At 48.4% G+C, this 13,883-nt stretch carries 8 protein-coding genes; all 8 read left to right on the top strand.

Annotated elements, in window-relative coordinates:
• Positions 1 to 254: 254 nt before the first annotated feature.
• The 8 genes from MKX40_RS27455 (at position 255) to rfbD (ending at position 13,855) form a co-directional block, all read left to right on the top strand.
• Positions 255 to 1,424, top strand: coding sequence for a trypsin-like peptidase domain-containing protein (locus MKX40_RS27455; RefSeq protein WP_339238061.1), 1,170 nt, complete (start codon positions 255 to 257; stop codon positions 1,422 to 1,424).
• A 43-nt stretch (positions 1,425 to 1,467) separates the two neighbouring features.
• A complete protein-coding gene (locus MKX40_RS27450) occupies positions 1,468 to 3,363 on the top strand; it encodes a stalk domain-containing protein (RefSeq protein ID WP_339238059.1) in 1,896 nt (631 codons plus the stop codon).
• A 328-nt stretch (positions 3,364 to 3,691) separates the two neighbouring features.
• Positions 3,692 to 6,205, top strand: a complete 2,514-nt coding sequence (locus tag MKX40_RS27445) for a U32 family peptidase (protein ID WP_124116478.1) — start codon at positions 3,692 to 3,694, stop codon at positions 6,203 to 6,205.
• Between the two features lie 105 nt (positions 6,206 to 6,310).
• Positions 6,311 to 9,955: a DEAD/DEAH box helicase gene (locus MKX40_RS27440; protein ID WP_339238058.1), complete on the top strand. Its 3,645-nt coding sequence runs from the start codon at positions 6,311 to 6,313 to the stop codon at positions 9,953 to 9,955.
• A 334-nt stretch (positions 9,956 to 10,289) separates the two neighbouring features.
• Positions 10,290 to 11,168, top strand: a complete 879-nt coding sequence (gene galU, locus MKX40_RS27435; RefSeq protein WP_339238056.1) for a UTP--glucose-1-phosphate uridylyltransferase GalU — start codon at positions 10,290 to 10,292, stop codon at positions 11,166 to 11,168.
• Positions 11,169 to 11,348: 180 nt separating this feature from the next.
• Positions 11,349 to 11,897 (top strand): dTDP-4-dehydrorhamnose 3,5-epimerase, encoded by a 549-nt coding sequence (gene rfbC / locus MKX40_RS27430; RefSeq protein WP_339238054.1) that lies wholly within the window; start codon positions 11,349 to 11,351, stop codon positions 11,895 to 11,897.
• A gap of 54 nt (positions 11,898 to 11,951) precedes the next feature.
• Complete coding sequence (gene rfbB, locus MKX40_RS27425) at positions 11,952 to 12,977, top strand: dTDP-glucose 4,6-dehydratase (RefSeq protein WP_339238052.1); 1,026 nt, start codon at positions 11,952 to 11,954, stop codon at positions 12,975 to 12,977.
• On the top strand, positions 12,974 to 13,855 hold the full coding sequence (gene rfbD / locus MKX40_RS27420) for a dTDP-4-dehydrorhamnose reductase (RefSeq protein ID WP_339238050.1): 882 nt from the start codon (positions 12,974 to 12,976) through the stop codon (positions 13,853 to 13,855). Before rfbB ends, rfbD begins: the two co-directional genes overlap by 4 nt.
• The last annotated feature ends 28 nt before the right edge of the window (positions 13,856 to 13,883 follow it).

Genomic DNA, 13,883 nt, shown 5'->3' with positions numbered 1-13,883 from the left:
CAACCTCTAAAAGAGGTATGAAGGAACACTTTCCACGGGAGACATGGAGGGTGTTTTTTTCGTTTATATCGAGCGATTGATCAAGATTCTATCTTCTCTACTAAAATAGGACTTAAAACAATTGTATATCCAGATTCTGTATGATACATTGAAGGATACCGGAATTGCAGATGAGAGAAAGAGAAAATAGATTCAGCGATGAATCCGATGTCGAGTCGCGCAAGAAGGATGTATAGAGAGGGTCAGGTGAGAATATGAGCGTGTTGGGTAAAAAGGGAATAGCCATACTGATGGCTGCTGTACTCTCGATTAGTGTAGCGGCAACGGCCGGTGCGGCTGAATCCAAAGCGGCAATGCAAGCGAAAGTGGTGGACGGTCAAGTCTATGTGAACACCAAGGATCTGCTTAAGGCAGTTGGTGGAAGTGGACAATATGATGCCAAATCAGGAACGTACACGTACAAGGGAAGTGAAGCCATCCCCAAAGTGATCGAAAAGGTATCCCCTTCGGTTGTAGGCATTATTGGGAAATCTACCGAAGTGCAGGAAGGTGCATCATCAGACAACCGCTATAATCTTGCGCATGGTACAGGTGTCATTATCCGATCCAACGGATGGATCGTAACGAATGCCCATGTGGTGGATGGATTAACAAACCCTGTGGTCGTAACGACGGATGGCAATACATACAAAATTACGAAAACATACAGTGATGCACTCAGTGATCTGGCGCTAATCAAAATCAATGCTAAATCACTCCAACCGGCGAGCTTCGCCAAAGCTTCACAAACCTCTGTTGGTGAAACGGTGATCGCCTTGGGTACGCCGATTTCCTTTTCCTTGCGCAACTCGGCAACGGTAGGGGTCATTAGCGGCTTGAATCGTGGTGTTGAGGAAACCTATCGTTTGATTCAGACCGACACGGCGATTAATCCGGGAAATAGCGGAGGACCGCTGGTCAACCTGAAGGGTGAAGTCGTTGGTATCAATTCCATGAAATTTTCTGCGGTCGGCGTAGAAAGTTTGGGATTTTCGATTCCGGTGGATACCGTTCAATATATCATCGATCAGTTTTTTAAATATGGCAAAATAAAACGTGCAAGTCTGGGTCTACAGCTGGAAGAAAGCTGGTCTGCGATTGTGGGCCTGCCTACAGATGATCCCTTGACGATAACGGGTGTACTGTCACCTGGAGCAAAGAAAGCCAAAATCAAAGCGGGCGACGTCATCTATAGTGTGGCAGGTACACGTGTCTCCTCCGTAGTAGATATCAATGAGTTGCTTAAAACGTATCTGCCTGGGCAAAAGGTAAAGCTATTGATGCAATCGGATGGCGATATCGTCACCCGCACGTTGGTACTTGCTGATCGCGCAGACATCGTAGACGAGGAAGATGAAGCGTTCCTTGCAGATGAAGAACAATAAAGCCCGGCGATCAGCCCGGATGGAGAGAGGACGAAAGAACGGAATGAAAAAGTCATGGATACGTGTGCTAAGCACAGGTGTATTAACCGGGATGCTAACCATTGGAGCGGCATTACCTGTATGGGCATCTGATCTGACGACAAGTGAATTACGGGTCAAAGCGGGCAGCACGAGAGCTTATATTAACGGTGATAAGCAGGCCATAGCCAAACCTTACAAGGTCAAGGGTGTGACGATGGTACCTGTCGGTGTATTCAAAAAAGCATTTGGCAGTGAAATCCGGCTGGAGAAAAATGATATTGTCAAAATCAAGGAAGGTCCGCACACGGTTACCCTAACGATTGGCAGTTCAAGTGCCTGGGTAGATGGTGTAAAGCATGAGATGGGTGCCGCTCCGAAGATGGTGAATGGCGTACTTATGGTTCCACTTCGTCCGGTTGCCGCCGGGATTGGAGCAACGCTAGCTCCGAACAGTTCCGGAGAAATGGTGATTCGTCTGTTGCAAACCGATGATTCGGTAGACCATGAGGACGGCCTTCATCCGGATGAAGGCAAAACCAGAATTGGCAACAGCTTTTACGGCTGGTCCATTAACTATCCGGCAGACCTTATGGTTTTCCAGACCGGTGAGCAGGAGCGCATGATGACTTTTGGCGCTGCGGACAACAGTTATTATCTTGAGGTGTACGTCAGCGATCAGGACGTGGCTCTGGATGCGGATGATTTGTTGCAGCAACTTGTCCAGGAGGCCAAACAATCGGGAGATACGGTGCTGGATCGTGAAGCGGTGTCGAAAGGTAAAACGCCTTATGCACGCATCATTGTGAAAGATGTAGATGGCATGTTGTGGGAGATGCGTCAGTATCTGAACGAGGGCCGTCAATATGATGTGTACCTCGCAGATTACGAAGCCCTGAATTATAAGGATCTGGGCAAACGTGCAGCGCTGCTCAATTCATTCCAGCCAACCTATGCGGAATCGGATCGAACGATCAAGGATCTCTCCACTGTAGATAACGGCATGCGCTCCGCATGGAATGATGACTATGGTATTGAATTGAAGATTCCTGCGGGCTGGTCGATCGACAACAATCAGATGATCTATGAAGCCAAAGATGGTGCATATCTGCAATGGCGTGTCACTTCGGCGAAAGCAGGTACAACGGTCAAAGACTGGAGCGGCCAACTGGATAAGTGGATGCGCGAGACATTTACACCAGAGAGTTATGAGCCAATTGGCTCATATACGATGGATATCTCGGGAGAGACTGCCGAGGTGAACGAATTCCGTTATAACTTTGGCGGCGGCTGGCAGACCGAATTCGATGTTCTTTTGCAGAAGAATGGGTATCGATATTATGCAGAGTATACATTCCCGGAAGAGCAAAGTGCAGATCGGGCATGGTTTGAACGGATTATGAAGAGTGTCGAGATTGATTTTGATACGGTTGCCGATAATTTCGGTCAGCTGGATGAAGATCCGTATTTGACGGACAAAACGAAGACACTTACGCGTACATCCAAACGTTATAAATACAGTGTGGATATTCCGCGTTACTGGACACCTTACAGTGATCGTTTTGAGTATTCACCTGTGGTGTACACCTTCACGGGCGGAGAATTCTCCATTGCGGCGAGTGAAGACAAGTCGATCGAGATGACGGTCAGTCAACTGAGAGAAGCTTACGCTGAAGCCACCAAAACGAGGAAAAACTTTCAGCTGCTTCGCAGTGAGGAACTGACGTTTGCGGGTGTGCCTGCATTTTCCTTCACGTATCATGAGCTGGACAAAGGCGTGCCATATGCGGGTCGCCAGATCGTGTTTGAAAAGGACGGAACGACCTATACGATCACAAGTGGCCTGAATGATGCCAACAAGACAGAAGTTCAGGCGGCAGCCTTGGAAAAAGCAGTGAACTCATTTACTTTTATTAAATAAAATTGTAGTGAAGCCGGAGGGTCTAAAGACCTTTCGGTTTTTCGTCGTGCTGGAAATGAAAATGGTAAACGGTTTTTTCAGGAAAACGTAGAAGAGTCGGTGCAGAAGTGGTACACTATACTAGTTCAGGAGTTATGACTGCTGATCTGGTGAATATGAATGACTGTAAGCTTGGAGTTCAGGCAATACAGACATAATAGATAGATATAGTAAATACCGTGACAATGTAGGTGTACCCGATAAGGTGCAGTTTTAAGCTTGGTATGTTCAGGCGTTTAAGGATATAGGGATGAAATCCGGCGGATAGCCGGCTATGGGGAGGATCTACATGAAAACAGCAACAATACGAAGAGAAGACGTTGAACTTCTGGCACCTGCTGGTGACTGGGATTGTATGCGTTCGGCGGTAGCCAATGGCGCAGATGCAATTTTCTTCGGAGTCGAAAAGTTTAATGCACGGGCACGGGCGAACAATTTCCGCATGGACGAGCTGCCGGAGATTATGGCGTTTTTGCACAGTTATGGCGTAAAAGGTTTCTTGACCTTTAATATATTGATTTTTGAAAATGAATTGACGGATGCCAAAGAACTGATTGATGCATGTGTCGATGCTGGTGTAGACGCTGTAATTGTTCAGGATTTGGGTCTGGTGAAGATGATCCGCGAGATCTCGCCGGATTTCCCGATTCACGGTTCAACACAGATGACGATTACGTCACCGGAAGCGGTCGAGTTTACGAAGCCGTTTGATATGGAACGTGTCGTTCTGGGACGGGAGAACAACCTGAAGCAGATCCAGAAAATCGGCGAACAGGCGAAGCTTCCAATGGAAGTATTTGTTCACGGTGCGCTGTGTGTCTCATACTCGGGGCAATGTCTGACTTCCGAAATGTGGGGAGGACGTTCGGCGAACCGCGGGGAGTGCGCACAAGCTTGTCGTCTTCCATACGATCTAATGGTGGATGGAGTGCACAAGCCGATGGGTGATGTAGCCTATCTGTTGTCTCCGAAGGATCTGGCAGCGATTGATCTGATGCCGGAACTGATCGAAGCAGGAGTGACTTCTTTCAAAATTGAAGGACGTCTCAAAACGCCGGAATACGTAGCGAACGTGGTAAGTAAATATCGTAAAGCGATTGACCGTTATTTTGATGGAGATAACACACCGCCAAGCAAGGAAGAAGTACGCGAATTGCAGCAAAGCTTCTCCCGTGGATTCACGCATGGTTTCCTGAGCGGTACGAACAACAAAGAACTGGTGGATGGAACGTTCCCGAAAAGCCGTGGTGTCTACCTTGGTCGTGTAGATCAAGTGTTGCGCGATGGTGTGGTCCTGAAGCTGGATGCACCCGTGAAACGTGGAGACGGGATCGTATTTGACGCTGGAGACCCAACGAAGAAGGAAGAAGGCGGACGGGTATACGATGTGCGTCGCAAAGGTGTAAAACTCGAAGGCGAAGCCGAAGAGGGCTGGATCGTTGACGTTGTGCCAGGCCGTAGTGACGTGGATCTGCGCCGCGTGAAAGTTGGCGACAAAGTGTGGAAAACGAATGACCCGGCGCTGGACAAACGTCTGCGTCAAAGCTTTGAGACGGAGAAACCGTTCCGTGTATTCCCCGTGAAGGTGAAGGTCATCGGCAGCCCAGGTCAGCCGCTTAGCACTTGGTGGACAGACGTGCAGAAAGGTACGACTGTCCGGATTGATTCCGAGATGGAACTGGACATTGCACAGAAGCGTCCAATGACGCATGAATTGCTCGAAGAGCAGTTCGGACGTCTGGGAGGCACCGTGTTCCAGTTGGAGGGAATGGACGTCAACTTGCACGGTGATGTCATCATCCCGATGCGCGAGTTGAATAACATTCGCCGTCAGGCTGTAGAACAACTTGCGGGTGAACGTCCTAAACCACCTGTCTACGTGAAACGGGCGGTCGATGTGTACGGTGATTCGGTTAAACCGGCATCGCCAGTCGCTCGCGGTCAAGCAGAGCTGACCGCGCTCTGTCGCAGCCTGCCACAAGTGGAGGCAGCGATCGAAGCGGGTATCGGCATGATCTATGCCGACTTCGAGTTTATCAAGCAGTTCCCGGCAGCCGTGGAAGCTGTGCATGCCGCTGGTCGCAAGATCGCGCTGGCAACACCGCGTATTCACATGCCTGGGGAGAACGGATATCACAACAACATCCTGCGTCTGAAGCCGGATGCAGTATTGGTACGTAATACAGGTGCACTGTACTTCTACCTTCGCCATCGGATGGAAAACCCGGATGCAACGCACCCGGAGCTGATCGGCGACTTCTCATTGAACATCGCCAATCACAAAGCCGTTGAATTGTTCCTGGAAGCCGGATGTGACTGGATTACGCCATCCTATGACCTGAACATTCAACAAATGGTTGATTTGCTGGGCCACTCCCGTACAAGTCAGACCGAAGTGGTTATCCATCAGCATTTGCCGATGTTCCACACCGAGCACTGTGTATATTGTACGTTTATGAGTGAGGGAACGGACTATACGAACTGTGGACGTCCTTGTGAGGAACAACGTGCATCCCTGCAAGACCGAATTGGTATGTCCCACCCGGTACGTGTGGATGAAGGCTGTCGTAATACGGTATACAATGCAGTGGAGCAGTCAGGTGCCGAGTATCTGACCAACTTTATGGATCTGGGTGTATCGCGCTACCGTGTGGAATTCCTGGAAGAGACACCGGAGCAGGTACGCGAAGTCATTGATCTGTACAACCGTGCATTGCGCGGCGAGATCAGTGGTACACAAGTGTGGAAAACACTCAAAGCAACGAATCAACTGGGCGTTACACGTGGTCAATTGGTGAAATAATTAGAGTGTATGGTACAACAACAGTTACAGCATGAAGGAACCCCAATCTCTGCTTCAAGGAGCTCTTGGGGTTTTTTTACATCATGACACAGGAGGCGAAGAAGCGTGGCGCCATTCACAATTATGGATATCAAATTGCTGTGCGGGGTCACGGCATTCAAGCGCGGAGAAGATTATAACCAATCTGGCAGGGTGACCAATCTGGTGGTCAGTGAAGATCAGCTTCATTATGAAGCACAGGTGCGTGGATCGGAGCGCTATCAGGTGACCGTGGATATAGATGGAACGGGTGAGGTTGTGGCAGGCTGCAGTTGTCCAGGTGACGGCAGGCATTATGACTACTGTAAACATGTCGCTGCTGTTCTGCTGGCTATTCACGAATGGGGTGAGCAGCAGGATCGCAATGCCACAGTTGCCTCGGGGAAGACCCCTCAACCTGCTACAGGCCAAGGGGCTAATACCCATTCCAGCACATTTTCCAAGTCCAGGGTCGGGACGCTGGTCGAAGAGAGCAAGTGGGAGCGACCCCAGCCTGATTCACAACGTGAGCAACTGAATGTTGCTCCAGAGCGTGCTCCCGTTCATTTTGCCCAAGCAGGTCGGCCAAGTTCAGCTTCGGGGTGGGGCCGCTCGGCAGATAAACCTTCTTACCGTACGGCGGATCAGATTCTGTCCATGTTTGCCAAGGAACGGAGACCGCTGCATGGAAATGACCGTAAATACACTGCCCCTGTTAACCGTTCCTCCCTGCGGGAAGAGTTACAGGTTCAGTTTATATGTAAGCTGATACAGGTTCATAAGGGTGGGGGGAAACTTGCTCTTGAACTGAAAGTGGGAAACAAACGTCTGTATGTGGTGCAAAAAGTGAAGCAATTCCTGAATTGCATCGAAAAGGGCGAGCCCATGTCATTTACCAAACTGTTCCACTATGATCCATTGATGCATGTGTTCACTCCGCAGGATCAGGCCATACTCTCGATGCTTATTCGAATGAGGCAGAGTGAAGAGGCCTATCGCGAATCCATTTCCGGTTATTTGGGGGCATCAGATGGACGGGATATACTGATTGCTCCGCTCGTATGGAAGCCATTGCTGGAATTGCTACTACAGGCCGACAGTCGGATGGAGGGTACAGGATTTGCTAATGGACCACTCACACTCGGTGAGGGCGTATTGCCTTTGTTTTACCGGATTGCCCAGGGAACGAATGAAGGGTATCAGCTTGAGATTTCCGGACTGCGTGAGCTGATTCTTCTCCCTGCTTATGATGCTGCTGTGGTGGAAGGACAGTTGCACATGTTGGAGCCGATGCAGATGCGAAGTCTGGAGGACTTGAGTGCGGCACTCACTTCATATGGGATTAAGGAGAGCATTGATATTTCGACCCAGCAGGTGGATGAATTTGTGCAACATGTTGTGCCTGAACTGCGTACGCTTGGACATCTGTCCATTGATTCGCAGGTGCGTGAACAGATCGCGGAACCGGAACTTTCACCGAAACTGTACATCGACTTCTACCGCGAACGTATTACAGCACGTCTGGAATTCGACTATGAGGTTATGGTTATTAATCCGCTGGCAGAGTATTTGATAGATGAAGAAGAGAAAAAGGTCATTTTGGTGCGTGATCGTTACAAAGAGCGGAATTTGATTGAACGGCTTGATCGATCCTTTCTCGAAAGGGAGGGTAGTGTCTGGGCGAGCGAACGCGAAGATGCCATCTATGATGTTATGTATCATCTGTTGCCTGAGCTTGAGAAACAGGTAGATATCTACATGCCAAACGCCGTGAAGGCGATGGTGCAATCCTATCCAACACCGCCGAAAGTACGAGCAGATTTGGGAAGAGGATTGGACTGGCTGGAGATTTCATTCGAGATGGAAGGTGTGGACGAACAGGAACTTCAGGAACTCATGCGCCGCATTGTGGAAAAGAAACCGTATTTCCGTCTCAAGAGCGGAGTCTTTCTCTCGCTTGAAAATGAAGGTGCAGACAGCTTCGCTCACATGGCTGATTCGCTTGGACTTGGAGCAGATGACATCAAGAGCAGCCATATCCGGCTGCCAGCTGTTCGGGCGTTGCAATTGCCAGGCAGGGATGAGGTTTCTGGTCATGTGAAGTGGGGAGGCTCCCTGAAACGTTTCCTCGATGATCTCCGAGATCCCGAGCGGATGGATTTTGCATTACCAAAAGCATTAACCCCCATCCTACGGGATTATCAGAACAGCGGATACCAGTGGCTGCGTACCCTCGCTTATTATCGTTTTGGCGGCATTCTCGCGGATGATATGGGACTTGGCAAAACGTTGCAAAGCATCGCCTATATCACAGCGGTACTTCAGGAGAAGCCTGAGTACAACGCTGACCATACGGGTAGTGATAAGTACCGGGAGAGCGGATCATTATGGGATGGTGAAACGTTGGCGACTGCCGGCATTGATCCCGAAGCTGGGCTCCCTTTGGATACTTCAGAGAATACGGATGGCTCATGGTCCACGATGCAGCAGGACGGATTGACGGTCCGAACGAAAGTCATTCATCCTCCGGTACTTGTCGTGGCTCCTGCTTCGCTGACCTATAACTGGGCTAACGAGTTTGCGAGGTTTGCCCCGCATCTGAACGTCCTGATCGCAGCCGGGCAGAAAGAAGAACGAGCCAATATGCTTTCAGGCATGGATGAGGCAGATGTGATTGTGACATCGTATCCTTTGTTACGTCGGGATCTGGACACCTACCTTGGCCGGACATTTCATACACTCATTCTGGATGAAGCTCAGGCGATTAAAAATGCTTCCTCCCAGACTGCACAGGCAGTGAAACAAATTCAGGCACCGCGCCGTTTTGCACTTACAGGCACACCTGTGGAGAACTCGCTGGATGAATTGTGGTCCATTTTCGAAGCGGTATTCCCTGGACTGTTTCCAAGCTACAGAAGATTCCGCGACCTTCCACCGGAACGGATCTCGCGGATGGTACGTCCGTTTATTCTGCGCCGCCTGAAGAAGGATGTGCTGGAAGAATTGCCTGATCGGATTGAAACGGTACAGCGGTCAGAGCTTACGGTTGAACAGAAGAAACTGTACGCTGCATACCTTTCCCAGCTTCAGGATGAAGCATCGAAGGACATGGAGGATAATGGATTCCAGAAGAATCGTATCAAAATTCTAGCAGGCATCACCCGTTTGCGTCAGTTGTGCTGCCATCCGGCCCTCTTTGTCGAAGGCTATCAAGGCGATTCTGGGAAAATGGAGCAGTTGCTTGAAACGGTCGAGGATTGTTTGGCCGCAGGCAAACGTATTCTTATTTTCTCCCAATTCGCGAGCATGTTGAACCTGATTCGTCAGACACTCGCGGCACAGGGAAAAAACCTGTTTTACCTCGATGGTCAGACCCCTGCGCAGAGCCGTGTCGAGATGTGTCACAGATTTAATGAGGGTGAAGCTGAACTGTTCTTAATCTCCCTGAAAGCTGGCGGTACCGGATTAAACTTAACAGGTGCAGATACCGTTATATTATATGATCTGTGGTGGAATCCCGCGGTGGAAGAGCAGGCGATTGGTCGTGCCCATCGTATGGGACAGAAACAGGTGGTGCAAGTCATCCGCTTGGTTACCGAAGGTACAATCGAAGAGAAGATTCTGGAACTCCAGCAACGGAAGAAGGACTTGATTGCCGAAGTGATTGAGCCGGGAGACGGCGGATCAACAACCTTATCCGAACAGGATATTCGCGAATTGTTGATGGTATAATGAAGTCCAAGCATCGTAGCAATAAGAATCATTAAATATATGAAACTATACAAGATGGACTAATGATTTACACGAGAAACGTAGAGGACAGAAAAAACTGGAGAAGCGGAGCTACAAGCTTTCTGCAAGAAAGCTACTTCGAAAGCGTACACTTCGCCTAAAAGCTTTCTGAAAGAAAGCTGCATCGGAAGCATATGTTATTACCAGATTTTAACCTTTGTAAAAGTGAATTAAAAAATCGGGGGATAACAGCGATCGGAAGGTTGTTCTGTTATCGTAGTGTCAGTGTAAATAACTTTTAGTTCAACTTGTTTAGCAAAAGGAGTAGGTTCGTGTGCGTATTCGCAAAGCGATTATTCCAGCCGCAGGGCTGGGTACCCGGTTTCTGCCTGCCACCAAGGCGATGCCTAAGGAAATGCTGCCCATCGTGGACAAGCCAACGATCCAGTACATTATTGAAGAAGCCGTTGCTTCAGGTATTGAAGATATCATTATTGTGACAGGTAAAGGGAAGCGGGCCATCGAAGATCACTTCGACTATTCGTTTGAGCTGGAGCAGAACCTGGCGGACAAACAGAAGTGGGACTTGCTTAACGAAGTACGTAAACCCTCCGAGATGGCAGATATCCATTATATCCGTCAAAAGGAACCGAAGGGACTTGGTCACGCCATCTGGTGCGCCCGCAAGTTTATCGGCAACGAGCCTTTTGCCGTCCTGCTAGGGGACGACATCGTGGAATCGGACCATCCCTGTCTGAGGCAGATGATCGAGGTCTACGATGAATTGCAATCTCCGATTGTTGGTGTACAGCCAGTTGATTGGAATGAGGTATCTCGCTACGGGATTGTGGACGGAGAGTTGTTGACCCCTACCGATGATCGTGTCTTTCGTGCTCGCCGCCTAATTGAGAAACCAAAAACTGAAGATTCTCCATCCAACCTGGCTATTATGGGACGTTACATTCTTACACCGGATATTTTTGAAATACTAGGTCAACAATCTGCTGGCGTTGGGGGCGAAATTCAGCTCACGGATGCCTTATCCCGATTGAATGAACAGCGGCAGATTATCGCGTATCATTTTGATGGACTGCGTCATGATGTTGGTGAGAAGTTGGGTTTTATCGAAACGTCGATTCACTACGCATTGCAGCGCCCGGATCTGCGGAAAGATCTTTTGAAGTATTTGGAACAGGTTGTAAAGGGTCAATAATTGGTTACTGCATGTCCTTGAAGTCCAGCCGAAGAATGATATCGCGGCTGGGCTTTAATTTATTTTATGGAAGGGTAAATATGAGGATTATACAGGCCAATGAACAAACACTTACCTGACACTTTACATATACATAGTCAATATGAAGAAATGATGTCAACAGCAAAACGGAGGGATGTCATGAAGGTACTTCCGCTGTTTATGGATGGCGCTGCCATCTTGGAACCCAAGATTTATGGTGATCACCGTGGATATTTTATGGAGAGTTATAATGAGCAGGTTCTGCATGAACAGGGAATACAGCACGTCTTTATTCAGGACAATCAATCCTTGTCGGCTGAAGCAGGTGTTTTACGTGGGCTTCATTACCAGCTTCAGCCCAAAGCGCAAACTAAATTGGTGAGGGTTATATCTGGGGCTATATATGATGTGATCGTGGATGTCCGCACTTCATCCCCTACCTTTGGTCAATGGAAAAGTGTCATTCTAAGTGAGTATAACCAGCGGCAGCTGCTTGTTCCTCATGGCTTTGCTCATGGATTCTGTACCTTGGTGCCTCATTCCCAGGTAACTTATAAGGTGGACGCCTATTATTCTCCTGAACATGACCGTGGAATTCTGTGGAACGATCCGGCACTCGCCATTGATTGGCCTGTGACGAAACCTATATTATCGGAGAAGGATCAGAAGCATCCTTTACTGAAAGATGCTGAACTGAATTTCGACTAATTAATCAGACTATTCAGATACTTCTGTATCTGGAGGCAGAGGGAGAGTGACAGCATGAAACTACTGGTTACGGGTGGGGCCGGATTTATCGGCAGCAACTTTGTGCTATATATGCTTCGTGAACATCCGAGTTATGAGATTATCAATGTGGATGCATTAACGTATGCGGGGAACTTGGAGAACTTGCATACGGTAGAGTCCAATCCCCGATATACCTTCATCCAAGCAGATATTGCAGATGTACAGCAGATGGAAACTGTTTTTTCCCAAGGCATCGATGTGGTTGTGAATTTCGCTGCCGAGTCTCATGTGGATCGAAGTATTCTGTCCCCGGATATCTTTGTACGTACCAATGTGATGGGTACTCAGGTTCTGCTGGATGCGGCAAAGAAATATCAAGTCACCAAATTTGTTCAGGTATCGACGGATGAGGTATATGGATCACTAGGTCCAACAGGTTTATTTACTGAAAATACACCTTTGATGCCAAACAGTCCTTACTCTGCAAGTAAAGCTGGCGGGGACCTGCTTGTAAGAGCCTATCATGAAACATTTGGACTTCCCGTAAATATTACACGTTGCTCCAATAACTATGGGCCTTTTCAATTCCCGGAGAAACTGATTCCGCTGATTATATCCCGGGCATTAAATGATGAAGCCATTCCGGTATATGGTGACGGGCTCAATATTCGTGACTGGCTTTATGTCGAGGATCACTGTAGCGCGATTGATCTGGTAATTCATAATGGACAATCTGGAGAAGTGTACAACATTGGTGGTAATAATGAACGTACTAATATATACATTGTGGAGAGCGTATTGGAGCAACTGGGTAAGCCAGCGAGTTTGATACAATATGTACAAGATCGGTTGGGACATGACCGACGTTACGGTATAGATCCTACCAAGATACGTACAGAGCTTGGCTGGCAACCCGCCCACAATTTTGAGACAGGGATCAAGGAGACGATCCAATGGTATCTGAAGCATCAAGACTGGTGGACGAGAATTCAATCAGGCACATATCAGGACTATGTTCAGCTTCAGTACGGTAAACGGATGGGTGATTCATCCAAATGAATTATAGAGTTATGGTGACTGGCGCAGCCGGACAGCTGGGTTATGATGTGGTGAAGACCTTCGAAGCAGAGGGTCATCAGGTATTGGCCTGTGACAAGAAGCAGATGGATATTACCGATCAACAGCAGTGCACAGATATAATTACAACGTTCCGACCGCACATCATTATTCATTGCGCTGCTTTTACGGCTGTCGATCAGGCTGAGGCAGATGAGGATACAGCATTCGCAATCAATGCATCAGGTACTAGAAATATTGCAGTTGCCGCCGAGAGTGTGAAAGCAAAGCTGGTATATATCAGTACCGATTATGTATTCGATGGGAGCGGGAGCACACCATACCAGGAGTACGATGTAACGAATCCACAGAGTGTTTATGGCAAGTCGAAGCTTGCCGGGGAACGGCTGGTTCAAAGTTTGTGTACGCAATGGTTTATCATTCGAACATCATGGGTGTTTGGCGTGCATGGCAATAATTTTGTCAAAACCATGCTGGAACTTATGGTGAAGCGTCCACAACTTCAAGTGGTTCATGACCAACAAGGTTCACCTACCTATACGGTGGATCTTGCCCGATTCATCCATCTCCTTTCCGTAAGTGAAAAGTATGGCATCTATCATGCTTCCAATTCAGGAACTTGCACATGGTACGAGTTTGCAAAGGTAATAAGAGAAGAAGCCAGTAAGCAGAGTGTATTCGAGCCTACAGCCGAACTTACACCATGCACAACTGAACAGTTTCCGCGTCCTGCCCCTCGTCCTGCATACTCGGTCATGGATCATTTGGCGATTCGAACGAACGGTCTGCAACCTCTGAGACACTGGCGTGAGGCGCTGATTGCATTTTTGAATGAGTTGAGTGCACAGCAAAAGGACTGAGCATGTTGATGGTCCGCGATTTATCTAA

This window comes from Paenibacillus sp. FSL R5-0517 (assembly GCF_037974355.1).
Taxonomy (GTDB): domain Bacteria; phylum Bacillota; class Bacilli; order Paenibacillales; family Paenibacillaceae; genus Paenibacillus.
The sequence above is the reverse complement of the archived record's forward strand: the minus strand, read 5'-3'. Positions and strand labels throughout refer to the sequence as shown.